Annotated in this window: 19 protein-coding genes; 12 read left to right on the forward strand and 7 right to left on the reverse strand. The window is 71.7% G+C overall.

Annotated elements, in window-relative coordinates; genetic code table 11:
• The first annotated feature begins 31 nt into the window (after positions 1 to 31).
• A complete protein-coding gene (locus tag ABZT14_RS09345) occupies positions 32 to 1,225 on the forward strand; it encodes a DivIVA domain-containing protein (RefSeq protein ID WP_356298953.1) in 1,194 nt (397 codons plus the stop codon).
• Between the two features lie 477 nt (positions 1,226 to 1,702).
• Here ABZT14_RS09345 and ileS read toward each other — a convergent pair whose 3' ends face one another.
• Together ileS and ABZT14_RS09355 are read right to left on the reverse strand one after the other, a co-directional pair.
• Positions 1,703 to 4,855 (reverse strand): isoleucine--tRNA ligase, encoded by a 3,153-nt coding sequence (ileS, locus tag ABZT14_RS09350; RefSeq protein WP_356298955.1) that lies wholly within the window; start codon positions 4,853 to 4,855, stop codon positions 1,703 to 1,705.
• Positions 4,856 to 5,350: 495 nt separating this feature from the next.
• Positions 5,351 to 5,806 (reverse strand): hypothetical protein, encoded by a 456-nt coding sequence (locus ABZT14_RS09355; protein WP_356298957.1) that lies wholly within the window; start codon positions 5,804 to 5,806, stop codon positions 5,351 to 5,353.
• Positions 5,807 to 5,978: 172 nt separating this feature from the next.
• Between ABZT14_RS09355 and ABZT14_RS09360 the strand changes: the two genes are divergently transcribed.
• Both ABZT14_RS09360 and lspA read left to right on the forward strand, forming a co-directional pair.
• Positions 5,979 to 6,455, forward strand: a complete 477-nt coding sequence (locus ABZT14_RS09360) for a TraR/DksA family transcriptional regulator (RefSeq protein ID WP_356298959.1) — start codon at positions 5,979 to 5,981, stop codon at positions 6,453 to 6,455.
• A 39-nt stretch (positions 6,456 to 6,494) separates the two neighbouring features.
• On the forward strand, positions 6,495 to 7,124 hold the full coding sequence (gene lspA, locus ABZT14_RS09365; RefSeq protein WP_356298961.1) for a signal peptidase II: 630 nt from the start codon (positions 6,495 to 6,497) through the stop codon (positions 7,122 to 7,124).
• Positions 7,125 to 7,132: 8 nt separating this feature from the next.
• Here the strand turns inward: lspA and ABZT14_RS09370 are convergent, their stop codons facing one another.
• Complete coding sequence (locus ABZT14_RS09370) at positions 7,133 to 8,398, reverse strand: peptidase M6 (protein ID WP_356298964.1); 1,266 nt, start codon at positions 8,396 to 8,398, stop codon at positions 7,133 to 7,135.
• Positions 8,399 to 8,601: 203 nt separating this feature from the next.
• Here ABZT14_RS09370 and ABZT14_RS09375 point away from each other — a divergent pair, with 203 nt between their 5' ends.
• The gene (locus tag ABZT14_RS09375) at positions 8,602 to 9,543 is read left to right on the forward strand and encodes an RluA family pseudouridine synthase (RefSeq protein WP_356298966.1); all 942 of its coding nucleotides are present in this window, start codon (positions 8,602 to 8,604) and stop codon (positions 9,541 to 9,543) included.
• 2 nt (positions 9,544 to 9,545) lie between these two features.
• The gene (locus ABZT14_RS09380) at positions 9,546 to 11,138 is read left to right on the forward strand and encodes a Na+/H+ antiporter (RefSeq protein WP_356298968.1); all 1,593 of its coding nucleotides are present in this window, start codon (positions 9,546 to 9,548) and stop codon (positions 11,136 to 11,138) included.
• Between the two features lie 36 nt (positions 11,139 to 11,174).
• Here the strand turns inward: ABZT14_RS09380 and ABZT14_RS09385 are convergent, their stop codons facing one another.
• A complete protein-coding gene (locus ABZT14_RS09385; RefSeq protein ID WP_356298970.1) occupies positions 11,175 to 12,263 on the reverse strand; it encodes a mechanosensitive ion channel domain-containing protein in 1,089 nt (362 codons plus the stop codon).
• Between the two features lie 108 nt (positions 12,264 to 12,371).
• On the opposite strand from ABZT14_RS09385, the gene ABZT14_RS09390 reads away from it, so the two are divergent.
• Positions 12,372 to 12,950 (forward strand): dienelactone hydrolase family protein, encoded by a 579-nt coding sequence (locus tag ABZT14_RS09390; RefSeq protein ID WP_356298973.1) that lies wholly within the window; start codon positions 12,372 to 12,374, stop codon positions 12,948 to 12,950.
• Between the two features lie 292 nt (positions 12,951 to 13,242).
• A complete protein-coding gene (locus ABZT14_RS09395) occupies positions 13,243 to 13,920 on the forward strand; it encodes a hypothetical protein (RefSeq protein ID WP_356298975.1) in 678 nt (225 codons plus the stop codon).
• 555 nt (positions 13,921 to 14,475) lie between these two features.
• Here the strand turns inward: ABZT14_RS09395 and ABZT14_RS09400 are convergent.
• Both ABZT14_RS09400 and ABZT14_RS09405 read right to left on the reverse strand, forming a co-directional pair.
• Positions 14,476 to 15,387: a thioredoxin domain-containing protein gene (locus ABZT14_RS09400; protein ID WP_356298977.1), complete on the reverse strand. Its 912-nt coding sequence runs from the start codon at positions 15,385 to 15,387 to the stop codon at positions 14,476 to 14,478.
• A gap of 48 nt (positions 15,388 to 15,435) precedes the next feature.
• A complete protein-coding gene (locus ABZT14_RS09405) occupies positions 15,436 to 16,095 on the reverse strand; it encodes a hypothetical protein (RefSeq protein WP_356298979.1) in 660 nt (219 codons plus the stop codon).
• 475 nt (positions 16,096 to 16,570) lie between these two features.
• Between ABZT14_RS09405 and dnaE the strand changes: the two genes are divergently transcribed.
• Positions 16,571 to 20,113 carry a DNA polymerase III subunit alpha gene (gene dnaE, locus ABZT14_RS09410; protein ID WP_356298981.1) on the forward strand — a complete coding sequence of 1,181 codons (3,543 nt, stop codon included), beginning with the start codon at positions 16,571 to 16,573 and terminating at the stop codon, positions 20,111 to 20,113.
• A 396-nt stretch (positions 20,114 to 20,509) separates the two neighbouring features.
• Here dnaE and ABZT14_RS09415 read toward each other — a convergent pair whose 3' ends face one another.
• Positions 20,510 to 20,677 carry a hypothetical protein gene (locus ABZT14_RS09415; protein WP_356298983.1) on the reverse strand — a complete coding sequence of 56 codons (168 nt, stop codon included), beginning with the start codon at positions 20,675 to 20,677 and terminating at the stop codon, positions 20,510 to 20,512.
• Between the two features lie 223 nt (positions 20,678 to 20,900).
• On the opposite strand from ABZT14_RS09415, the gene ABZT14_RS09420 reads away from it, so the two are divergent.
• The 4 genes from ABZT14_RS09420 to ABZT14_RS09435 all read left to right on the forward strand — a co-directional run bounded on the left by ABZT14_RS09420 (position 20,901) and on the right by ABZT14_RS09435 (position 24,997).
• Complete coding sequence (locus ABZT14_RS09420) at positions 20,901 to 22,079, forward strand: NYN domain-containing protein (RefSeq protein WP_356298985.1); 1,179 nt, start codon at positions 20,901 to 20,903, stop codon at positions 22,077 to 22,079.
• A gap of 156 nt (positions 22,080 to 22,235) precedes the next feature.
• Positions 22,236 to 23,237, forward strand: a complete 1,002-nt coding sequence (locus ABZT14_RS09425; RefSeq protein WP_356299341.1) for an ABC transporter ATP-binding protein — start codon at positions 22,236 to 22,238, stop codon at positions 23,235 to 23,237.
• A 75-nt stretch (positions 23,238 to 23,312) separates the two neighbouring features.
• Entirely contained in the window at positions 23,313 to 24,143 is an 831-nt protein-coding gene (locus ABZT14_RS09430; protein ID WP_356299343.1) for an ABC transporter permease, read from the forward strand.
• Positions 24,144 to 24,163: 20 nt separating this feature from the next.
• A complete protein-coding gene (locus tag ABZT14_RS09435) occupies positions 24,164 to 24,997 on the forward strand; it encodes a GNAT family N-acetyltransferase (protein WP_356298987.1) in 834 nt (277 codons plus the stop codon).
• Positions 24,998 to 25,248 lie beyond the last annotated feature (251 nt).

Genomic DNA, 25,248 nt, shown 5'->3' on the forward strand with positions numbered 1-25,248 from the left:
ATGCCGATGACTACGTTGAGGTGAAACAGAGATGCCGTTGACCCCCGAGGACGTGCGGAACAAACAGTTCACGACCGTCCGCCTCCGAGAAGGCTATGACGAGGACGAGGTCGATGCCTTCCTCGATGAGGTCGAAGGTGAACTGACCCGTCTGTTGCGGGAGAACGAGGACCTGCGCGCCAAGCTGGCCGCCGCGACCCGGGCCGCCGCCCAGAGTCAGCAGCAGGCCAACATGCGCAAGCCCGAGCCACAGGACCGCCCGGGCGGTGCTCCTGTGCCCGCCGCCATATCTGGACCGCAGCCGGTGCCGCCCGGTCAGCAACAGCAGATGGGTGGCCCGCCGCAACTTCCGGGCGGCCAGCCGCAGTTGCCGGCCGGTCCCGGTGGCCCCGGTGGACATGGCGGTCCCGGTGGTCCGCAGGGCGGTCCTCCGATGGGTCCGGGTGGTCCGCAGGGTGGCCCGATGGGCCCCGGCGGTCCCATGGGCGGCCCGGGTGGACCTGGTGGCCCCGGCGGTCCCGGTGGCCCTGGTGGACCTGGTGGCCCCGGCGGTCAGAACAACGAAAGCGCCGCCCGTGTGCTGTCGTTGGCCCAGCAGACCGCCGACCAGGCGATCGCGGAGGCCCGTTCCGAGGCCAACAAGATCGTCGGCGAGGCCCGCAGCCGTGCCGAGGGCCTGGAGCGGGACGCCCGTGCCAAGGCTGACGCCCTGGAGCGGGACGCCCAGGAGAAGCACCGCGTGGCCATGGGCTCCCTGGAGTCGGCTCGCGCCACCCTGGAGCGCAAGGTCGAGGACCTGCGGGGCTTCGAGCGGGAGTACCGCACTCGTCTGAAGTCCTACCTGGAGAGCCAGCTGCGGCAGTTGGAGAACCAGGCCGACGACTCGCTGGCACCCTCGCGTACCCCTGCGGCCCCCTCGCTTCCCGCCTCGCCCTCGATGGCTTCGGCGGGCGCCCCCACCGGCGGCAGCATGGGCGGCGCGAGCGGCACCATGGGCGGTCACCAGTCGATGGGCGGCGGTCTCGGTGGGCCCTCTGGTCCCGGCAACGGCCACGGCGGACACCCCCAGGGTGGCGGTGGCACCTACGGCGGTCAGCAGCAGATGACCCCGGCCATGACGCAGCCGATGGCGCCGGTTCGCCCGCAGGGCGGTGGCGGCCCCCAGTCGATGCAGCAGGCTCCCTCTCCGATGCGGGGCTTCCTGATCGACGAGGACGACAGCTGATCCACGTTCCGCCCCTGGGCGGAACGTGACGAAGGGGCCGGGCCCGGAGGACACCTCCGGGCCCGGCCCCTTTCGCGTACGTACCCCCTCCTCCCGGGCCCCTGGTGTCGGGGCGCCGTGAGCCGACGGGGCCTTGGCGGCCCTGGTGGAGTGGGCGCCGTCAACCGCTGGCGAGGGTGGCCGGGTTCGGCGGGGTGTGCCCCGTGGCCGGGTGTGACCCCTCCCACCGGACTCGGGTCGTGAGCGGTGAGTGGGAGGAGGGTGGGCGGCGGTGATCCTTGTCACCGTGGGGCGGGTACGGCCCGGGACGCGGTGCCCGTTCCGACCGGCGGGTGGTCCAACTCACCTGTGACGGCTCCCACTTGGACGCCGACGGCCCCCACCCCGCTCGGGGTGGGGGCCGTTCGTTGCGGGTGCCGGTTCCCGGGGGCGCGTGGTGACCGCCCGCCGGTGGGCCGGCGGTCACCACGGTGGTCCTCAGACCTTGCGGAGCCGGAAGGTGAGGCCGAGGGCCTCGTCCTCGAAGGCCTCGCCGTATCCCTCACCGGCCTCGCCCTCGGCGAAGTCGGTGGCCAGGACCTCCTCGGAGATCAGCCCGGAGTGTTCCCCGAGTGCCTGGGCCACCTCGGGTTCGGTGACCGTCCACCGCAGGGCGATGCGGTCGGCCACGTCCAAGCCGCTGTTCTTGCGGGCCTCCTGGATCAGCCGGATCGCGTCCCGGGCCAGCCCGGCCCGGCGCAGCTCGGGGGTGATCTCCAGGTCCAGGGCCACGGTGGCGCCGGAGTCGGAGGCCACCGACCAGCCTTCCCGGGGGGTTTCGGTGATGATGACCTCGTCCGCCGACAGCGGTACCGGTTCACCGTCGACCTCGACCGAGGCGGTGCCCTCCCGCAGGGCCACCGCCAGGGCGGCGGCGTCCGCCTCGGCGATGGCCTTGGCGACGGCCTGGGTGCCCTTGCCGAAACGGCGGCCCAGGGCGCGGAAGTTGCCCTTGGCGCTGGAGTCCACCAGGGAGCCGCCGACCTCCGAGAGCGCGGCCAGCGAGGAGACGTTCAGCTCCTCGGTGATCTGCTGGCGCAGCTCCGGGGTGAGGTTCTCGAACCCCTGGGCGCCGACCAGGGCGCGGGACAGTGGCTGTCGGGTCTTGACGCCGGACTCGGCGCGGGTGGCCCGCCCCAACTCGACCAGCCGGCGCACCAGCAGCATGTCGCCGGAGAGCACCGGGTCGATGGACTCCAGGTCGGCGACCGGCCAGGTGGACAGGTGTACGGAGTCGGGGGCGTCGGGGGTGACCGGTGCCACCAGGTCCTGCCAGACGCGTTCGGTGATGAACGGCACCAGCGGGGCCATGAGTCGGGTCACGGTCTCCAGCACCTCGTGGAGGGTGCGGAGCGCGGCCGGGTCGGCCTGCCAGAAGCGGCGGCGGGAGCGCCGTACGTACCAGTTGGACAGGTCGTCCACGAAGGTCGACAGCAGCTTGCCGGCCCGCTGGGTGTCGTAGTTCTCCATGGCCAGGGTGACCTGGTCGATCAGGGCGTTGAGTTCGCTGAGCAGCCAGCGGTCCAGCAGCGGTCGGTCGCCCGGGGCCGGGTCCTGGGCGGTCGGGGCCCAGCCGCCGGTACGGGCGTACAGGGCCTGGAAGGCGACGGTGTTCCAGTAGGTCAGCAGGGTCTTGCGGACCACCTCCTGGATGGTGCCGTGCCCCACCCGGCGCGCGGCCCAGGGGGAGCCGCCGGCGGCCATGAACCAGCGCACCGCGTCGGCGCCGTGACGGTCCATCAGCGGGATGGGCTCCAGGATGTTGCCCAGGTGCTTGGACATCTTGCGGCCGTCCTCGGCGAGGATGTGGCCGAGGCAGACCACGTTCTCGTACGAGGAGCGGTCGAAGACCAGGGTGCCGACGGCCATCAGGGTGTAGAACCAGCCCCGGGTCTGGTCGATGGCCTCGGAGATGAACTGGGCGGGGTAGCGCTTCTCGAACAGCTCGCGGTTGCGGTACGGGTATCCCCACTGGGCGAACGGCATCGAGCCGGAGTCGTACCAGGCGTCGATCACCTCCGGCACCCGCTCGGCGGTCAACCCGCAGCCCTCGGCGGGGCATTCGAAGGTGACCTCGTCGATGTACGGCCGGTGGGGGTCGAGCCCGGACTGGTCCCGGCCGGTCAGCTCGGACAGTTCGGCCAGCGAGGCCACGCAGGTGAGGTGGTCCTCCGCGCAGCGCCAGATCGGCAGCGGGGTGCCCCAGTACCGGTTGCGGGACAGCGCCCAGTCGATGTTGTTGTCCAGCCAGTCGCCGAACCGCCCGTGCTTCACCGACTCCGGGTACCAGTTGGTGCCCTCGTTCTCCCGCAGCAGGGCGTCCTTGATCTGGGTGGTACGGATGTACCAGGAGGGCTGCGCGTAGTACAGCAGCGCGGTGTGGCAGCGCCAGCAGTGCGGGTAGCTGTGCTCGTACGGCAGGTGCCGCAGCAGCAGGCCCCGGGAGTCCAGGTCGGCCACCAGTGCCTCGTCGGCCTTCTTGAAGAACTGCCCGCCCACCAGGGTGAGTTGGTCCTCGAAGGTGCCGTCGGGGCGGACCGGGTTCACCACCGGCAGCCCGTAGGCGCGGCAGACGGCGAGGTCGTCCTCACCGAAGGCCGGCGCCTGGTGCACCAGCCCGGTGCCGTCCTCGGTGGTGACGTAGGTGGCGTTGACGACGAAGTGGGCGTCCTCGATGGGCACCAGGGCGAACGGCCGCTGGTAGCTCCAGCGTTCCATCTCCGCGCCGGTGAACCGTTGCCCGGTGGGCGTCCAGCCCTCGCCCAGCGCCTTCTCCACCAGGGCCTCGGCCACCACCACCTGGTCGGCGCCGTCGCTCGCCACCACGTAGGTGACCTCCGGGTGGGCGGCCACCGCGGTGTTGGACACCAGCGTCCAGGGGGTGGTGGTCCACACCAGCAGGGAGGCCTGCCCGGCGAGGGGGCCGGAGGTGAGGGGGAAGCGGACGTAGACCGAGGGGTCCACCACCGTCTCGTAGCCCTGCGCCAGCTCGTGGTCGGACAGGCCGGTGCCGCAGCGGGGGCACCAGGGGGCGACCCGGTGGTCCTGCACCAGCAGGCCCTTGTCGAAGATCTGCCGCAGGGACCACCACACCGACTGCACGTACTCCGGGTCCATGGTGCGGTAGGCGTCGTCGAGGTCGACCCAGTACCCCATGCGGGTCGTCAGCTCGGCGAAGGCGTCGGTGTGCCGGGTCACCGACTCCCGGCACTTGGCGTTGAACTCGGCGATGCCGAAGTTCTCGATGTCCTTCTTGCCGTTGAAGCCCAGTTCCTTCTCCACGGCCAGCTCCACCGGCAGGCCGTGGCAGTCCCAGCCGGCCTTGCGGGCCACGTGGTAGCCGCGCATGGTGCGGAACCGGGGGAAGACGTCCTTGAAGACCCGGGCCTCGATGTGGTGGGCGCCGGGCATCCCGTTCGCGGTGGGCGGGCCCTCGTAGAACACCCACTCCGGCCGTCCGGCGGACTGCTCCAGGCTGCGGGCGAAGACCTTGTTCTGCTGCCAGAAGTCGAGCACCTCGTGCTCGATGCGGGGCAGGTCGACCTGGGCGGGCACCGGCCGGTACTGCGGGGTGGTGGACTCTTCGCTCATTGCGGGCTTCCTCCGGCGGAGATCAGGTTCCGTCGGAGGGACGAGAGCGAGGCTCCCGCGGTACCACCCTCCTTGGTCGCGGGCTGACCGCCCACGACCCCCTCATTGGGGTCGCGCTGCCGGTTCTACTCGCCCGCGAGCGGGGCTTTCCTCCGACGACTCCGGGGTGATCTTCACGTCGGGACCGCCCCCGGGCTTCCACCGTCCCCGGGTCGCTCTGGGCCGCCTGACGACGCTACTCGTCCCCATCCATGCCTTGCGCGGTCACCAAGTGTACGGGCCGTGCACGGGTCCGGCGGACCGGTTTTCCGGGCCCAGGTCAGGGCACAACGGTTCCTAACCGGCGTGCCCCGTTGCCGCTCCTCGGGGGCGGCTCTATGGTTCCGGTCACGTTCGCGCAAAAGATCACAATATGTGAAGGGGTCGCGACATGGTGGCGAGAAGGAGCGCCGTGAAGAAGACGGCCACCTCGAAGAAGGCGGCCGGCACCAAGCCTCAGGGCAACGCCACGACCACGTCCGCCCCGAAGAAGTCCAAGAGCCAGAACGGCTCCCGGAGCCCCCGAACCTCAGCAGCGACCCCTACGGCGACCTCCACGGCGCGGAAGCCGGCCCGGAAGTCGACGACCTCCGGGACCGCACCGGACAGGTCCGCGCCCAAGACGACGCCCAAGACGACGCCCAAGACGACAGCGAAGAGCACGGCCCGGAAGTCGACCGGCAAGACGGCGGTGAAGAAGGCCGCCGCCCGGCCGGAGGCGAGAGCCGCGAGAACCGGTGAAACCCCGAGAACCGGTGGAACCGCGAAATCCGCCACGAGCGCGAGATCCTCGAAGACGAGATCCCCCAGAACAGCGAGCCCGGCGAGCCCGGCGAAGAAGAGCACCACCAGGAAGGCCGCCGCCAAGGCTGCGAAGTCAGCCCGGACGGCGACCCCGGAGAAGACGGCCAAGAGCGCGGCCCAGCGTGGGACCCGCGCGGACGCCCCTCGCGGTACCGCGAAGACCACGGGAACCGCGAGAAGGGGCACAAGGGCGGCGGCCCCCCAGGCCGCCAGCAAGGCGACGGCCGGTGGCCGCCGCGACCGACCGGGCACCGCCCAGAAGACGACGGGAGCCGACAAGGTGGCTGCGAAGAAGACCCCGACCCCGGTAGCAGAGTCCCAGGCGGTGCCCACGGCGCGCGGCGCCGCCGGACCGGTCGAGCCCGGGGAGCTGGCGGTACGGCAGGGCGAGGACCCCTGGACCGAGGAGGAGGTCTCCGAGGCCCGCACCGAGCTGCGGCGGGAGGCCGAACGACTGCGGGAGGAGATCACGCACTCCGAGGAGGCGCTGAACGGACTGATGAGGGACTCCGGCGAGGGCGCCGGCGACGACGAGGCCGACACCGGAAGCAAGAACATCACCCGCGAGCACGAGATGGCCCTGGCGGCCAACGCCCGCGAGATGCTCTACCAGTCCGAGGCGGCCCTGGAGCGGCTGGAGGCGGGGACCTACGGGCTCTGCGACAGCTGCGGCAACCCGATCGGGAAGGCCCGGATGCAGGCCTTCCCCCGCGCCACCCTCTGCGTGGAGTGCAAGCAACGGCAGGAACGGCACTGACACTGACACGGCCGCCGGGGGGTGTCGTACTCTCTTGGCGTGACAGAGGCGGAGCGGACCATCGACGCGGCGGAGTCCCGGCCCGAGCGGGCGGAGGAGCCCCGGGCCGAGGACGGGAACGAGACGGCTGAGGGCGGTGCGGCGGCCCCCGAGGACACGACGGAGGACCACGAGGTGTCACGTGGTCCCCGCAGGATCGTGGCCCTGTCGGTGGTCGCCGCCATCGCCTTCGTACTCGACCTGATCACCAAGCTGTGGGTGGTCGCCGAGCTGGAGCACCAGAAGTCGATCGAGGTCGTCGGCGACTGGCTGCGGCTGGACGTGGTGCGGAACAAGGGCGCGGCCTTCGGCATCGGCGAGGCGCTCACCATCGTGCTGTCGGTGATCGCGGTGGCGGTGGTCGTGGTGATCGCCCGGATCGCGCGCCGGCTCTACAGCACCCCCTGGGCCATCGCCCTGGGACTGCTCCTGGGGGGAGCCTTCGGCAACCTCACCGACCGGATCTTCCGTTCCCCGGGGGTCTTCCAGGGGGCGGTGGTGGACTTCATCGCCCCGCGTCACTTCGCGGTGTTCAACGTGGCCGACTCCGCCATCGTCTGCGGCGGCGTGCTGATCGTGCTGCTGTCCTTCCGTGGCCTCGACCCGGACGGCACCGTCCACAAGAGCTAGTCCGGTTCCTACGCCGGGGTCCTGCCGCCAGCCGTCTCGGCGGTGTCCTCGCCCCGGGTGACACGTACCCGGTAGCCCTGGCCGAGCCGTTCGGTGACCGTCACCCGTACCCCGTGGTCGGCGAAGGTGTGGCCGGTGCCCGGGGTGAAGGGGGCGTCGCTCAGCTCGGCCAGTTCGGTGGGTCCCCGCTCGGGGCAGCCCCACGCCCCCCGGCTCGCGGGGTGGGCGTCCACCAGCCGGACCGGCCCGTGTCCGGTGGGGGTCCGGCTGTCCACCGAGTACAGCAGCACCCCCTCCGAGCAGATCCCGGAGTCCAGGCCGGTACGGGTACGGGCCTCGGCGACCAGCGCGGTGTGCCGCCCGGTGCGTACGACCACGATCCGGGCGCCCGCCCCCGTGCCGACGGCGCGCAGGGTGTGGCCGCTGGTGCCGGGTTCGGCCACACAGTCCACCTGGCTGTCGGGGAGCCAGCCCAGTTTCCGCTTGTGCCAGCCCAGCAGGTCGGAGACGCCGGCCAGGCTCATGGTGTCCCAGCCGCCGGCGTACCGTGCCGAGGCCCCGCGCCGGATGTCGTACAGGTCGGGCAGGCCGAAGAAGTGGTGGGCCTCGTGGACGAAGTTGCCCCGCTGCCAGTCCGGGTCGTCCTTGGCGCGGCCGAACACCAGGGCGGCGGCCTGGAGGGGGGTGGAGCCGGCGCGCAGGCCGGTGAAGGTGTTGGCCTGGGAGACCGTGGGCGCGGCGGGCACGTTGTCGTCGGCGACCACGAACACCGAGCGGGCCCCGGTGAAGTCGGTGCCCGCTCGCCGGGCGGCCTTGATCGCGTCCTCCACGTAGTGGCGCATCACCGGGGTGGGCGCGCCCCGGGCCACCCCGTAGGAGGACCAGCGCTGGGGCATCCGTACCCAGTCGCGGGTGGGGGACAGTCGCAGGCGGAAGCGGCCGTCGGACGCGCGGGCGAAGTAGCGGTCACTGTGGCGGGAGAAGAACCCGGCCCGTCGGGCCGCTGACCCACGGGCCGGGCGGTCCGGGAAGTCCACCATGATCATCACGGACCGTTGGACGCCCCGGGGCCGCAGCTCGTCGGAGTGCGCCGGCCCCTCGTCGAAGCCCTCCCCGGGGGCCAGCGCGCAGGTGGTGGAGGCGGCCGACTCCATGCCGGCCTGGGGCGCGAGCACCAGAACGGCCAGGGTGAGCGCGGTCGCGAGGGTCAGCGCGCGGTGATGGGGCCTCAGCCGGGGCCACCGTACGCGGCGCTGGGTGGAGGTCGCCTCCAACGGGACTCCTGACGGGGCGGTGGGGGAAACGGGCGCGTGGCCCACCCTCACCAGCGCCCGCCGGGCCCGCACCCCGACCGGGGCCGGCCGGGTGATCACCTCCCGGGCGCGGAGGCGAACCGGACCGGGGGAGGGGACGGTTGGGTGGCGGAAGCGGGCGGCTCGTGGCGAGTGTCGATCTCCGGTCCGGCATACTCGACCAGGTGAGCAACCAGCCCGAGATTCGCCATCTGCCCGTGCCGGACGGACTGGAGGGGGAGCGTGTGGACGCCGCTCTCGCCCGGATGTTCGGCTTCTCCCGTACCAAGGCCGCCGAACTCGCGGCCGGGGGGAAGGTCCTCCTCGACGGGGCGGAGGTCGGCAAGTCGGACCGGGTGATGGCCGGTTCCTGGATCGAGTTGGAGATGCCCCGGGAACGGCCGCCCGTCCAGGTGGTGGCCGAACCGGTGGAGGGGATGGAGATCGTCCACGACGACGACCACCTGGTGGTGATCGTCAAACCGGTGGGCGTCGCCGCGCACCCCAGCCCCGGATGGGAGGGGCCCACCGTGATCGGTGGACTGGCCGCCGCCGGGTACACCATCAGCACCTCCGGCGCCGCCGAGCGCCAGGGCATCGTCCACCGACTGGACGTGGGCACCTCGGGGTTGATGGTGGTGGCCAAGTCGGAGCGGGCGTACTCCCTGCTGAAGCAGCAGTTCCGGGACCGTACGGTCGACAAGCGCTACCACGCCCTGGTGCAGGGACACCCCGACCCGCTGAGCGGCACCATCGACGCGCCCATCGGACGGCACCCCACCCACGACTACAAGTGGGCGGTCACGGCCGACGGCAAGCCCTCCGTCACCCACTACGACCTGGTCGAGGCCTACCGGGCGGCCAGCCTGCTGGACATCAAGCTGGAGACCGGGCGCACCCACCAGATCCGGGTCCACATGGCCGCCCACCGCCACCCCTGCGTCGGCGACCTCACCTACGGCGCCGACCCCACCCTGGCCAAGCGGCTCCGACTGGAGCGACAGTGGCTGCACGCGGTACGGCTGGGCTTCCAGCATCCCGGTGACGGTTCCTGGGTCGAGTACGCCAGCGGCTACCCCGAGGACCTCCGGCACGCCCTGGACGTCGTCCGTGCGGAGAGTGCCTGACCGTGGACCAACTCGCCCTGCTGTTCGCGCTGTTGTTGGCCGCCGTGGTCATGGTGCCGGTGGGCGAGCGGTTGGGGCTGCCGCCCCCGGTGCTGATGACGCTGTTCGGCGGGGTCCTGGCGATGATCCCGCAGGTGCCGGTGGTGGAGGTGCCGCCGGAGTACATCCTGCCGCTGGTGCTCCCGCCCCTGCTGTACGCGGCGGCACAGCGCACCTCCTGGCGGGAGTTCGCCGCCAACCGAAGACCGATCTTCCTGCTGGCCGTCGCCCTGGTGTTCGTGACCACGGCGGCCGTCGCCGCGGTGGCCAACGCCCTGGTCCCGGGCCTCGGACTGGCCGCGGCCGTGGCCCTGGGAGCCCTGGTGGCCCCGCCCGACCCGGTGGCGGCCACCGCCGTCGCCGGACGGCTGGGCCTGCCCCGACGGCTGGTGTCCATCCTGGAGGGCGAGGGACTGTTCAACGACGTCACCGCCATCACCCTCTACCACGTGGCGATCGCGGCGGCCGTCACCGGAACCTTCTCCTGGCCGCACGCGGCCGGTGAACTGCTGCTGTCCGCGGTGGTCGCGGTGGCCGTCGGACTGGCCATGGGCTGGGGCGCGCACCGGCTGATGAGCCTGCTGGGCGACGCCACCCTACAGACCGGCCTCACCCTGCTGGTGCCCTTCGCCTCCTACGTACTGGCCGAGGAGTTCGAGGGCTCGGGAGTGCTGGCGGTACTCGCCACCGCCCTGTTCCTCTCCTCGGGCCAGGTGATGGACGCCGACGACGTCAGCGGCCGACTGGTGGGGCAGACCTTCTGGTCGGTGATAGACACCCTGGTCACCGGAGTCGCCTTCGGGCTGATCGGCCTGGAACTCCACAACGTGGTCGGCACCGTGGAGGGCCGCTGGAGCGAACTGCTGCCCGCCGCGCTGGCGGTGGTCGCCGTGGTGATCGTGGTCCGGCTGCTGTGGCTGCTGCCGGCCGCCTGGCTGGCCCGGAGACTCCACCGCAGCAAGGACGTCGACGAGGACATCCCGCTCGGCTGGCGCGAGACGGTGGTGATCTGGTGGTCCGGGATGCGCGGGGTGGCCTCGGTCGCACTGGCGCTCGCCGTGCCGTTCACCGTCGAGGGCGGGCGGGACTTCCCCGAACGGGACGCCATCCTCTTCCTCGCCTTCGCCGTGGTGCTGGTCACCCTGGTGTTCCAGGGGCTGACCCTGCCCTGGCTGGTACGGCGACTGAAGGTGCGGGCCAACAGCGCCCGGGAACGGGAACTGGAACGGCAGTTGGCCCTGCGCTGCGCCAAGGCCGCCAAGCGCCGGCTGCGGGAGATCGAACGGGAGGAGGACCTGCCCGAGGAACTCTCCGAGGCGTTGGGCCACCGGGCCTGGGAACTGGGCGCCCGCATCTCCCCGTACTTCGCCAGCGAGGAGCGCAGGGAAGCCCAGGACCAGCGGGTGCAACGGCTGAAGTGGGCGCAGCGGCTCCAGTCCGAACTGCTGTCGGCGGCCCGGCACGAGGTGTTGGCCGCCCGCAGTGAGCCGGGGTTCGACCCCGAGGTGGTGGACCGGGTGCTGCGTCAGTTGGACGTGCGCAGCTTCCGGCCCTGACCTCGGGGTGCGCCCCGGCGTTCGGAACGACGCGGCCTAGGACTGGGGTTGCTCGGCCCGCCCCTGCTGCGCCTGGCTGGGCACCCGGGGGGCCACGACGGCCGGCGCGGTGGCGACCCGGGGCAGGGCGTAGGGGTGTTCCCGCTGGAGCCAGGTGAGCAACTCCTCGCGTACCGCGCACTGGAGGGTCCACCAGTCGTCGGTGTTCTTGGCCGACATGGCCGCCCGCACCTCGATGGTGGTGGGGGTGCTGTCGGTGACGACCAGGTTCCACCGGCGGCCGTCCCAGTCGTCCCGCTCCAGCAGTACCTCGTGCAGCTTCTCCCGCAGTCGCTGTACCGGGGTGGCGTGGTCCAGGTGCAGGTAGACGGTGCAGGTGATCTGCGGGCCGCCCCGGGACCAGTTCTCGTACGGCTTGGAGTTGAAGTACGACACCGGCATGGTCAGCCGTCGGTCGTCCCAGATCCGCACGGTGAGGAAGGCCAGGGAGATCTCCTCCACGGTGCCCCACTCACCCTCGACCACCACGGTGTCGCCGATCTTCACCGAGGAGCCGAACGCGATCTGGAGTCCGGCGAACAGGTTGCTGAGCATGGACTGCGCGGCCACACCGGCCACGATCCCGATGACACCGGCCGAGGCCAGCATCGAGGCGCCCAGCGCCCGCAGTCCGGGGAACATCAGCAGGATCGCGATGGCCGCGGCGATGGTCGCCAGCACCGAGGAGATCACCCGCTGGAGCATGGTGAGTTGGGTGCGGAAGCGCCGTACCCGCGCCGGGTCCGAGGTGGTCGCGGCGAACCGCGCCAGGGAGGTCTCGGCGATCGCGCTGGCGATCCTGATCGCCAGCCACACCAGGGCGGCCACCGAGATCAGGGCGAGGATGTTCCTGATCAGCCGGTCGTTGCCGTAGTCGATGCCCGCCCAGCCGTACGAGGCGTGTACGGCGGCGGAGGCCAGCACGAGTTGCAGGGGCAGCTGGCAGCGGCGCAGCTCGCCCCACAGCGGGGTCTCGGGGTGCCGGCGGTCGGCGGCGTGCAGGGCCCGGTCGATCAGCCAACCCAGGGCCAGGGTGACGACGATGGTGAGTCCGACGACGAGAAGCGGACGGATCACCTGTTCCATGTGTTCACAGCTCCCTCGCTAGTGAGCGGTGGTCGGAGGGCACCTCACGAAACCTAACTGGCAGGATGGCTCGCACGAAATCCAGACCGGAGTGAGGGAGAACACCGTATGGCGGAGATCGTCCTGTTCCATTCCGCGCACGGGACGCGCCCCGTGGTACGGGAGGCCGCCGACCGGATGCGGGCTAGGGGCCATCAGGTGCACACCCCCGACCTGTTCCACGGCCGTACCGCCCGCACCGTGGAGGAGGGGCGGGACCTGAAGGAGGAGATCGGTCACGAGGAACTGCTGCGCCGCGCGGTCACCGAGACCGCCCCGCTGTCCGAACGGGGCCTGATCTACGCGGGGTTCTCCCTGGGCGCGGCCATCGCCCAGAACCTGGCCCTGGCCGACGTGCGGGCCAGGGGACTGCTCCTGCTGCACGGCACCTCGGACCTGGCCGAGGACGCGACGGTGGACGAACTCCCGGTGCAGCTGCACGTCGCCGACCCCGACCCCTTCGAGTCCTCGGACTGGCTCAACGCCTGGTACCTGCGGATGCGGCGCGCGGGCGCCGAGGTCGAGGTCCACCACTACCCGGGCGCCGGGCACCTGTTCACCGACCCCGACTCGGAGGACCACGACCCCGAGGCGGCCGAGCGGACCTGGCGGATCGCCCTGGACTTCGTGGCGGAGCTGTCCGACTGAGTGGCCCGGGCGCCGGCGTGCCGCCCCGGCCCCGTTTCCGGCCCGCCCGGTAGCTCCCCAACCCCCGCCGTACGTCGGCCACTTGCCCCGGTCCGGGGTCGGGCCGTCCGGGGTGGCGTCCGCCGCGGGGAACCGCGACCGGCCCGGGTTCCGTCCCCGAGAACGTCCGTCCGCGACGGGTGCCCACCCTCGTGCGTGACCGTGTCCGACCTCGGCCCCAAGTGTCCGCCGGGGGTCGTGCCGAGGCGCGCGGTGGTCGTCCGGCCCGTCGACGCCCCGAGAGGTGACACCCGTGTCCGAGCTGTCCGACTTCGCCGCGCGCCTCCCCGACCCCGGCGAACTGGAGCGGCGGTTCCGCGTCCTGGCGATCACCGAGGCGATCCTCACCGATCACGGCTTCCGGTACTCCTACGCCCGGTCCTTCCTCGACCGCCCCGAGCGGGTCGGCCGCTACGACAACGGGGCCGGGGACACGATCCTCGCGTTCTTCGACCACCACGGCGCCTTCGTGCGGGCCTTCGACCACGAGGCCGACACCAGTCCGTACGCGACCGGTGCGTTGTGGCCGGGCCTGCTCGACGGGCTGCCGGAGCGGTTCCAGCCGCTGACCACGGTTCCCGAACTCGAGGACGAGGACTGGGAAGCCGACGAGGACGCCCCGAGCATCACGCTCGCGCTGTGGAGCACCGGCGACGGATGGCGGCACGGCAGTCCGGGGCCGGCGGGGGACGGCGGGGTGCCCAGGCCGACGACGTGGATGTTCCACCTGCTGGCCGGTGACTTCACCGCGCCGACGATCGCCGAGGACCTCGGCCGTGACATCGGCGTCGAGGTGGCCCCGGAGGCACTCGACCCTCTTCTCGCCCTGCGGCCCCTCACCCGTGACCGTGTGCTCGCGGTCAACCCGGAGCCGAACTGGGAGGTGCTCGTCCGCGTCGCCGAGTACGCCGGCCATCCCCACGAGCTGTGACCGGGCGGAGGGTGTACGACGTACGCCGCCGGTAGGCGCTGCCCGCCCGGGCGCCACGGGACCGCTGCCGTGCGTACCCGGTGGGCTCGCCGGCACCGAGAGCCCGCGTACTGGGGGGCGAACGGGGGACCTCCACCGACATCGCCCGGTCGAGGGCGCGGGGCACCCCGTCAGTCGTGGGTGGGCGGCCCCCGACGAGCCGTCCTGGCGGGGCGGTTACCCGGGGCGGTGGCCGGGGGTGGCGACGGCGTGCCTGGGGGCCTCGGCGGGGCGGCGGTGACCGGCTCCACCCCTGTCCGCGAACCGGAACGGCCGGCCACTGGGAACCCTCGCCCCGGTCCCGGTTCGCCCCGGCGCCCACTCACCGGACGGGGGCGCCTCTGACCGCCCGGGGCCCCGCCCTTCCTGGGCCCTTGTCCGGCCCCTGCCTGGCTCTTGCCCGGCTCTTTCTCGGCCCTTGACCGGGTGGACACCACGAGGGGGCGGGCCCGGACGGTGGTGTCCGGTGCCCGCCCCCTCGACGGTCGCGCGGTGGGGCCCGCTAGCGGGTCGGGCTCACTCCTTGGAGTCCTTCTCCTTGCCGCCCTTCTTGATCTGCTGGTCCACCAGCTTGTTCAGCTGCGCCGGGGACATCGGCGGGGAGCCCTGCGAGTCGGCCTTGAGGTGGACGCCGTCCAGCTTCAGGGTCGGGGTGCCCTGGACCTTGGACTTGTCGAACTTCTTGGCGACCTTCAGGGCCCAGGCGTCGTAACGGCTCTCCTCCACCGCCTTCTTGAAGGTCTTGTTGCCCTTCAGTTCCTTCACCTGGTCCGCGATCTCCAGCAGACGGTCGTCGCTGGCGAAGCCGTCGTCCTGCTCCTCGGGGTGGTTCTTCTTGCTGAACAGCGCCTTCTTGTACTGCAGGAAGGCCTCCGGGCTCACGTCCAGCGAGGCACCCAGGGCGCTGAGCGCGTTGCGTGAGCCGGTGCCCTTGGCGGCCGGGTTCTTGTCGATGAAGGCGCCGAAGTTGAACGAGGCCTTGTACTTGCCGGACTCGACGTCCTTGGTGATGGTCTCGCCGGCCAACTGCTCGAACTGGGAGCAGATCGGGCACCGCATGTCCTCGTAGACGTCGAGGGTGTGCTTGGCGCTCTTCTCCCCGACGACGATGTCCGTACCGTCCTTGCCCGAGGCGTTCTTGGGCTTGGCGTAGGTGTAGCTCTGGCCGTCGATCTTCACCGTGCCGTCGGCGGACTTGTCGGCGACCTTCTGGGCGACCGACCAGTCGCTGTTGTCGCCCTCACCGCCGTTGCCGCCCATCTTGGACACCGCGAAGGCGATGCCACCGGCGACCGCCAGCACGGCGACCAGGGAGACACCGACGGTCACCTGCCGGCGTACCTTCTCCCGCTTCGCCTGCTTCTCGCGTTCCGCCTGCAACCGCTCGCGGGCGGCACGCTTGGCTTGCTGGCTGTTGCGCTTGCTCATGGTGTGGCTCCGTGAATGCTCAGAAAGGGGGGAATCGTGGGTGCTCGGTCAGAGGGCCGGGCACGGGGGGCCACGACGCAGCACGGAGGGCGTCAGTGGGGGGAGCGGAGGGGCGACCCGTCGCAGGGGCGTACGGGCCGGAGGCAGGGGCCGCCACCGGGCGAACCCGCTGGCGCGGACCAGTCGCAGCGGGCGCCAGGCCGCCAGCGCGGCACTGCGCACCACCCGGGCCAGCGCCGCCTCGCCCCGCCACAGCCAGAACGCCGCCAGCAGGCCCACCGAGACGTGGGCGGCCAGCAGCAGCCAGGGGGAGGCGGCCGGCAGCGCGGTGTCGGCCAGGGGGTCGCGCCCGCCCCGGTGGGTCATCCGGGCCAGCGGAGTGCCGAACTCCCCGCCGGCGCACAGCAGGTCGACGCCGACCGAGCGCAGGGGGCCGGCGACCGGTCCGCCCGCCTCGCCGTAACAGGTGTGCTGGCCGGTGGTGAAGAAGGTGTCGGCGGCCAGCTCCAGGGGGACCAGCACCCCCGCGATGGAGGCGAAGCCGCGTTCTCCGCCGGCCAGGGCGAACGCGACCACGAAGATCACGGCGCCCACGGCGGCCACCGGAAGCAGCGGCAACGGTGACCCCGACAGCAGCACGTGGCCGCCGGACGACAGCGCGAGGCACAGGGCGGTGAAGAGCGCCGCCCTCGCCGTGCGTGGTCCCATCGCTGCCGTGTTCATCGCCGCCCGAGTCTGCCATGAAGTGGGTTAAGGGGTGCTAAGGAAAGCTGATCGCCGCCAACTCGCGACGGCCCCGCGTCTGGAGGGTTACCAGGCCTCCGGGGGCCGCGTCCATGGTGCCGGCCGTCAATCCGGGGTGATCACCAGCCGCACCAAAGAGTGAGTGGGGAGGGGGTCCCCCGACACCGCCCCGGGTCCGCCAAGTACCGTCCGGGAATGGGTGGATGCCGGCTCGTGATCGAGGGCGACGGGCCTCGCCCGGGTGTCCGTGGAGAGTCGTAGACTCCCCACCATCCCCAGGTTTCCCGAAGCCCCCGTCCGTTCCCCGTGACCGTCCGTCCCCACCGTCCGCACCAGCACTCCCTTCCCGCACCGGCCGCGACCCGTCCCGCGAACGACCCGGCGCCCACACCGCCCCGCACGCCCCTCGCCCCGTACGAACTCCCGGAGGTCACCCGCCGTGGCAAAGCCGCCCTTCACCCATCTCCACGTGCACACGCAGTACTCCCTGCTGGACGGTGCGGCGCGGCTGAAGGACATGTTCGCGGCCTGTCAGGACATGGGGATGTCGCACATCGCCATGACCGACCACGGCAACCTGCACGGGGCGTACGACTTCTTCCAGCAGGCCACCGGCGCGGGCATCACCCCGATCATCGGCATCGAGGCCTACGTCGCCCCCGAGTCGCGGCGTAACAAGCGACGGATCACCTGGGGGCAGCCGCACCAGAAGCGGGACGACGTCTCGGGTTCGGGTGGTTACACCCACAAGACCCTCTGGGCCAGCAGCCGGACCGGTCTGCACAACCTGTTCAAGCTATCCTCCGACGCCTACGCCGAGGGCTGGCTGACCAAGTGGCCCCGGATGGACAAGGAGGTCATCGCCGAGCACTCCGAGGGGCTGATCGCCTCCACCGGGTGCCCCTCCGGTGAGGTGCAGACCCGGCTCAGGCTGGGCCACTTCGACGAGGCGCTGAAGGCCGCCGCCGAGTACCAGGAGGTCTTCGGCAAGGAGCGGTACTTCCTGGAGCTGATGGACCACGGCCTGGACATCGAGAAGAAGGTCCGGGACGGGCTGTTGGAGATCGGCAAGAAGCTGGGCATCCCCCCGCTGGTCACCAACGACTCGCACTACACCCACGCCCACGAGGCGGAGGCGCACGACGCGCTGCTGTGCATCCAGACCGGCAAGAACCTCTCCGACCCCAACCGCTTCAAGTTCGGCGGCTCGGGCTACTACCTCAAGTCCACCGACGAGATGTACGCCATCGACTCCTCGGACGCCTGGCAGCAGGGCTGCGCCAACACCCTGCTGGTCGCCGAACAGGTGGACACCACCGGCTGGTTCGACAAGCACGACCTGATGCCCCGCTTCGACGTGCCCGAGGGGTACACCGAGGTGACCTGGTTCCGCGAGGAGGTCGCGCGGGGCATGGGCCGCCGGTACCCGGACGGGGTGCCGGAGGACCGTCAGCGCCTCGTCGAGTACGAGATGGACGTCATCATCCAGATGGGGTTCCCCGGATACTTCCTGGTGGTCGCCGACTTCATCATGTGGGCCAAGAACAACGGCATCGCGGTGGGCCCCGGCCGTGGTTCGGCGGCCGGTTCCATCGTGGCGTACGCCCTGGGGATCACCGACCTCGACCCCATCACCCACGGGCTGATCTTCGAGCGCTTCCTCAACCCCGAGCGCGTCACCATGCCCGACGTCGACATCGACTTCGACGAGCGTCGGCGCGGTGAGGTCATCCGGTACGTGACCGAGAAGTACGGCGCCGACAAGGTCTGCATGATCGGCACCTACGGCACCATCAAGGCCAAGGCCGCCATCAAGGACGCCTCCCGGGTCCTGGGCTACCCGTACGCCATGGGCGACCGGATCACCAAGGCGATGCCCGCCGACGTGCTGGGCAAGGGCATCGACCTCTCCGGGATCACCGACTCCAACCACCCCCGGTACTCCGAGGCCGGCGAGGTGCGCTCGATGTACGAGAACGAGCCGGACGTCAAGAAGGTGATCGACACCGCCAAGGGCGTGGAGGGCCTGGTCCGACAGATGGGTGTGCACGCCGCGGGCGTGATCATGTCCAGCGAGCCGGTCACCGACCACGTCCCGGTCTGGGTGAGGCACTCCGACGGCGTCACCATCACGCAGTGGGACTACCCCACCTGTGAGTCCCTGGGCCTGCTGAAGATGGACTTCCTCGGCCTGCGGAACCTCACGATCATGGACGACGCGGTCCGGCTGATCCGCAGCAACAAGAGCGAGGACATCTCGCTGCTGGACCTCCCGCTGGACGACCCCAAGACCTACGAACTGCTCTGCCGGGGCGACACCCTGGGCGTCTTCCAGTTCGACGGCGGACCGATGCGCTCCCTGCTGCGCATGATGAAGCCCGACAACTTCGAGGACATTTCCGCCGTCTCCGCGCTGTACCGCCCCGGGCCGATGGGGATGAACTCCCACATCAACTACGCCCTGCGGAAGAACGGTCAGCAGGAGATCACGCCGATCCACCCCGAGTTGGAGGAGCCGCTCCGGGAGGTCCTCGGCGTCACCTACGGCCTGATCGTCTACCAGGAGCAGGTGCAGAAGGCCGCCCAGGTGCTCGCCGGATACTCCCTCGGCCAGGCCGACCTGCTGCGTCGGGCCATGGGCAAGAAGAAGAAGGAGGTCCTGGACGCCGAGTTCGTCAACTTCCAGAAGGGCGCCCGGGACAAGGGATACTCCGACGCCGCGATCCAGGCGGTGTGGGACGTGCTGGTGCCCTTCGCCGGCTACGCGTTCAACAAGGCGCACTCCTCGGCGTACGGCCTGGTCACCTACTGGACCGCCTACCTCAAGGCGAACTACCCGGCGGAGTACATGTCCGCCGTGCTCACCTCGGTGCGGGACGACAAGGACAAGTCGGCGGTCTACCTCAACGAGTGCCGCCGGATGGGCATCAAGGTGCTGCCCCCGGACGTCAACGAGTCGGACGCCAACTTCACCTCGCGGGGCGACGACACCATCGTCTTCGGGCTCACCGCGGTGCGGAACGTCGGACAGAACGTGGTCGACTCGATCATCCGGTGCCGCAAGTCCAAGGGGAAGTACTCCTCTTTCCCGGACTTCCTGGACAAGGTCGAGGCGGTGGTGTGCAACAAGCGCACCGTGGAGTCCCTGATCAAGGCCGGCGCCTTCGACGAGATGGGGCACACCCGCAAGGGGCTCACCGCCCACTTCGAGACCATGATCGACAACGTGGTCCAGGTGAAGCGCAAGGAGGCCGAGGGGCAGTTCGACCTCTTCGGCGGCATGGGCGAGGGTGCCGACGACGACACCCCGGCCTTCGGCCTGGACGTGGAGTTCTCCGACGTGGAGTGGGACAAGAGCTACCTCCTCGCCCAGGAGCGGGAGATGCTCGGCCTCTACGTCTCGGACCATCCCCTCTTCGGGATCGAGCACGTGCTGGCGGAGAAGGCCGACGCGGCGATCTCCCAGCTCACCAGCGGTGAGTACAGCGACGGTTCCACCGTCACCATCGGCGGGATCATCTCCGGCCTCCAGCGCAAGATGACCAAGCAGGGCAACGCCTGGGCCATCGCCACCGTCGAGGACCTGGCCGGTTCCATCGACTGCATGTTCTTCCCCGCCACCTACCAGCTGGTGTCCACCCAACTCGTCGAGGACACCGTGGTGTTCGTCAAGGGAAGGCTGGACAAGCGGGAGGACGTGCCCCGGCTGGTGGCCATGGAGATGAGCGTCCCCGACCTCAGTGACGCGGCCACCAACGCCCCGGTCACGATCACCATCCCCACGGTCAAGGTCAGCCCCCCGCTGGTGGAACGGCTGGGGGAGGTGCTCACCCAGCACCGTGGTTCCAGCGAGGTACGGCTGAGGCTCCAGGGCACCCGTAAGACCACCGTGGTGCGGCTGGACCGCCACCGGGTGACCGCCGACCCGGCCCTGTTCGGTGACCTCAAGGCCCTGCTGGGCCCCTCCTGCCTGGCCGGCTGAACGGACGGGCAGAGGGGTGCCCCGGCCAGCCGGGGCACCGGCGCCGTGCTGGTCGGGGGTGGCCCGGACTGGTCGCCGGGGGCCGGCCACCTTGGCGCCCCCACTGGAACAAGGGGGCCCGGGGAGGGCGGGCGCCGTACGTGCCCCGAGGACCCGCTGGCCGAGCTTCGCGTACGTACGTCGAAGCCGTCCGGGGTCAGGCCATGTCCCCCTGCCCACGAAGGCGTGCCGTGTGGGCCCCGGGGCCGAGTTTCCCCACGCGTCCTGACCCACGGCGACGCGGGAGCGGGAGGGGTGGTGCCGGGAAACAGGCGTCCCGGAGCCACCACGGGCGAGGTGCCCCGCCGTAGGGAGGGGCGCCACCCGGCCGTGGTGCCCCGGGTCGTTCCCGGCGGATCAGTTGTGGCCGAACCGCTTCTGCTGCCGCTTCGCCGCCACCGTCGGGCTGCCCTGGGTCGGGGAGTGCCGATGCGCCGCGTTCCGCATCTGTTCCTGCGTCCGCTCAGCCACCGTGCGCGTCCGGTTGTCCTGGCGCTGCCGGCCACGGTCCTTGCTCTTGCTCATGCTCGGCCTCCTCGGGTACCGCCTACCGGGGGTGGCTGCGACCAGCCTCGCACGACCCAACCAAAGCCGCATTTCGGGCAGTTGCCCTGGTGGGGGCCCTGGTCGGCCCCGTCCCGCGTACGAGTAGGTCTTCGGGAACACCGCCACGCCGATGATCCCGCTCCCGCTGATTAGCTCCGTAAGGTCGGGCAGACTCAAGGGAAAGCCGCGAAAGAGGTGGAACGTGGATCGCTGCGTCGTCCTGGTGGACGCCGGATACCTGTTGGGCGCCGCGGCGAGCCTGCTGGCCGGGGAGCCCGCACGCGGCCAGATCACCGTGGACCACTCCGTCCTCATCCAGAGCCTGCGCGAGCGCGCCGAGGAGGAGACCGGCTGCGGTCTGCTGCGGATCTACTGGTTCGACGGCGCCCCCGACCGCGTACCCCAGCCCGAGCACCGCCGGATGCGGGTGATGTCCCGCGTCACCGTACGACTGGGGGCGCTGACCCGCAGCGAGGGGCGCTGGGCACAGAAGGGCGTGGACGCGGCCATGCACGCCGAACTCACCGAACTCGCCCGCAACCGGGCCTGCTCTGACATCGTGCTGATCACCGGAGACGGCGACCTGCTGCCGGGGCTGATGTCCGCCAAGGAGCACGGGGTCGCCGTACACCTCTGGGCGGTCCAGGCGGCCGACGGCGACTACAACCAGTCCGAGGACCTGGTGGCCGAGGCCGACGAACGCCGGGTGCTGGACCGGGAGTGGATCACCCGGTCGGTACGGGCCAAGGAACCGCCCACCCCCTGCCCGCCCAGTGGCGGGCCCGGCCCCGAGATCGCCGCCATCCTCTCCGCGCCCCTGCCCGAGTCCGCGAAGAACGGCACCGCCGCCCCGGCCGAGCCCGACGAGGCCGCCGACTCCGAGGAGCCGACCACCGGGGGCGGCCGGGTCCCCACCCCCAAGGACCTGGCCGGACTGGGTCGGCACCAGCCCGCTCCCCAGCCGACCACCACCCTGCGCTGGTCCTCGGACCGGGGGCTGGCCGAGCGGGGCGGTAGCCCCGAGTCCCCGGAGGCCGCCGCCCTGCCGATGCTGGCCCAGCTCACCACCGCCGAGCAGCGCTGGGCGGACCGCGAGGAGGACATCACGGCCGTCAGCGGTGACCCCTCGGAGGTCGGCCAGGTCTTCGCCCGGCGCTGGATCGCCCGCCTCGGTCAGCCCGTACTGCTGAGGCACCTGTCGGCCGAGTACCCCCGCGTCCCGCACCGCATCGACGGTGAACTGCTGCGCTACGCCGCCCGGTTCGGGCTGCTGGCGCACAAGGACGACCAGATCGACGAGCAGGACCGGTACGCGATCCGCGCCGGCTTCTGGCGCGAGGTGGAGGCCGTCACCAAGGAACGGCGCTCCTCGGAGGAGTGACCGCCCGCCCCCGCTGAGGCCGGTTTCCCGGGTGTCCCCGACCCGCCGCGCACCGGCCCTCCGGGACGTTCGGGCCGTTCAGGGCGGACCGGGTGCCGAGCCGCCGAAACGGTGCGCGTACCCTCGTCAGTCGTGAGCAGCGGCACCCAGCGACCGGTGGCTGGCGAGCAGGAGCCAGCCGATGTCGCCGTGCGCGTCAGCGACCTGGTCAAGACCTACCCGGCCCGCCGTGGTTACCGGGGCAGCCCTGCCAGCCCTGCCGTACGGGCCAACGACCGCGTCGACCTGACCGCCCACCGGGGCGAGATCTTCGGCTTGCTGGGACCCAACGGTGCCGGCAAGTCCACCCTGGTACGCCAGCTCACCGGGCTGCTGCGCCCCGACTCGGGGCGGGTGCGGGTACTCGGCCACGACCTGGTGGGCCACCCCGAGCGGGCGGCCCGGCTGCTGGCCTACCTGGGCCAGGAGTCCAGTGCCCTGGACGAGTTGACCGTCTCCCTGGCCGTCGAGACCACCGCCCGGCTGCGGGGACTGGACGCCACCGAGGCCCGGCGCGAGCGGGACGCGGTGCTGGACGAGCTGGACCTCACCGAGTACGCCGGCCGCGCCCTGAAGCGGCTGTCCGGGGGGCAGCGGCGACTGGCCTGTGTGGCGGCGGCCCTGGCCGCGTACCGCCCGCTGCTGGTGCTGGACGAGCCGACCTCCGGCATGGACCCGCTGGCCCGACGGGCGGTGTGGGCGGCCATCGACCGCCGACGGGCGGAGCGGGGCACCACCGTGGTGTTGGTCACCCACAACGTGATCGAGGCGGAGACCGTGCTGGACCGGGTGGCCGTGCTGGACCGGGGGCGGGTGATCGCCTGCGACACCCCCGGCGGCCTGAAGTCGATGGTCGACCAGCAGGTGCGGCTGGACCTCGTCTGGCGGGACCAGCCCCCGCTGGACCTGCCGGGCATCCCCGAACTACGGCGTGACGCCCAGGTGTCCGGCCGACGCTGGACCCTGCGGCTGAGCCCCGAGGACGCCCGGTCCACCATCTCCTGGGTGACCTGCGGCCCCGCGTTCCGGGCACTGGACGATTTCACTCTGGCCACTCCCACCCTGGAGGATGTCTACCTGCTGTTGGGCGGACGGGCCGAAGGACTGGTGAGGGCGTGAACGCGTGAACGGCACACACCTCCGGGGCGGACGGTCCCGGCGCGAGGCAGACAAGGGTGGTACAGGGTGAGCACGCTGACGGCCGGGATGCCACGGAGCGCCACGCGGGACGTCCCCGAGACGGAGGCGCCGGAGCCCGGTGAGGCGGTGGCGGAGGAACTGGCGGACGTGGCCCGGCTGTGGCCCTCGCTGACCGCCGTCTACCGCGCCCAGCTCTCCCGGGCCCGGGTGGCCCGCATCCCCCTGCTGTTCGTGGCGACCTTCCAGTCGCTGGGCATCATGCTGCTGATGCGCGGCGTGGTGGACGGCGGGGCCGAGGCCCGAGCGGTGGTCGCCGGTTCCAGCGTGCTGGTGGTCGCCTTCGTGGCCCTCAACCTGCTCGCCCAGTACTTCGGCCAGCTGCGTTCCAACGGCGGCCTGGACCACTACGCCACCCTGCCGGTGCCGCCCGCCGCGGTGGTCCTCGGCGCCGCCGCCGCCTACGCCTCGTTCACCGTGCCCGGAGTGGTGCTGGTGGCCGTCACCGGGGGGCTGCTGTTCCAGCTGCCGCTGGCCGGGCTGTGGGTGCTGGTCGGGGTGATCCCGCTGGCCGGCGCGGCCCTGGCCGGGCTGGGCGCGGCCCTGGGGCTGCTCGCTCCCAAGCCCGAACTGGCCACGGTGTGCGGCCAGTTGGGCATGTCCGCCGCACTGCTGCTCGGGGTGCTGCCCGGTGCGCAGCTGCCGCTGCCCGTCCAGTGGCTGCGGGACCTGCTGCCGTCCACCTACGGGGTCGAGGCGCTGGCCGGTGCCCTGGTGGAGACGCCCGGCTGGCACCACGTACTGCTCAACCTCGGTGTCTGCGCGGTGGTCGGGGTGCTGTCCCTGACCGTGGCCACCTTCGCCTACCGCCGGGCCTCCCTGCGCTGAGCCCGGTTCGGGGAGCACCCATGGCGCCGGAAACCCTGCTGGAGACCTACGACCGGGGGCCGCGCGGTGTCCTGCCCCCTCCCGTCCCGGGAGTACGGCGGGAGTACGACGGTCCGCTGCTGCGGGTGACCGGACTGCGGGACGGCATGGTCGTCGTGCCCCGCGACCCGGGGCTCACCACCGCCGCGTTGGACGCCCTGGTCGCCCGGCAGCGCGCGTACTTCGCCGCCCGCGCCATGCCCTTCCAGTGGCGTACCCACGGCCACGACCTGCCCCCCGACCTCACCGACCGCCTCCGGGCTGCCGGCCTCAGCCCGGCCAGCACCCAGACGGTGATGCTCGGACGCTGCGCCGACCTGACCGGCGAGGTGCCGCTGCCACCGGGGGTGCGCCTGCGGGAGGTGACCTCCCGGCGTGACCTGCGGCGGATCGTGGACCTGGTGGAGCGGGTCTGGGCCGGTGACTGGGCCTGGCTGGCCGACCACCTGTACGACCGGCTGGCCGCCGCCCCCGGGCGGACGGTGGTGACCGTCGCCGAGGCCGAGGGCCGGATGGTGTCCGTCGCCTGGCTCGTCCTCCACCCCGACGGTCCCCCCGGGACGAACCCCGGTAGCGACCCGGAGGGGCATCCCGAGTTCGACTTCGCCGGCCTGCGCGGCGGCACCACCCTGCCCGAGTGGCGCGGCCGGGGCCTCTACCGCGCCCTGGTGGCCGCCCGGGCGCGGTCCGCCCTGGAGCGGGGTGTGCGCCATGTGATGGTCGACGCCTCCGCCGACAGCGAACCCGTCCTACGCGGGTTGGGCCTGGAGGCGGCCACCACGGTCACCGGCTACCAGTGGGCCCCGGACGACTGAACCGGTCCGGCCCCACGGCCGGTACGCCCCGGGTGGCCCAACGTCCCGGTACTTCCTCGTACCGGCCACGTCCCGAAGCGGTGCCGCGTCGGAGGCGCGTGGTTCCCGGTGACGTCGTCGAGGACGCCTGGTCGCTCGGGGCTCGGCCGTCCCGGCCAGCTGCCCGCCGGACGCGACCACGGGAGCCGTTCGCTCACCCGCGAGAGGTTCGCGGCCCTCGTACCCACTCCCGGTACGGCCCGGGGGTGGGG

Source organism: Streptomyces sp. NPDC005438, assembly GCF_040606315.1.
Classification (GTDB): Bacteria; Actinomycetota; Actinomycetes; order Streptomycetales; family Streptomycetaceae; genus Streptomyces.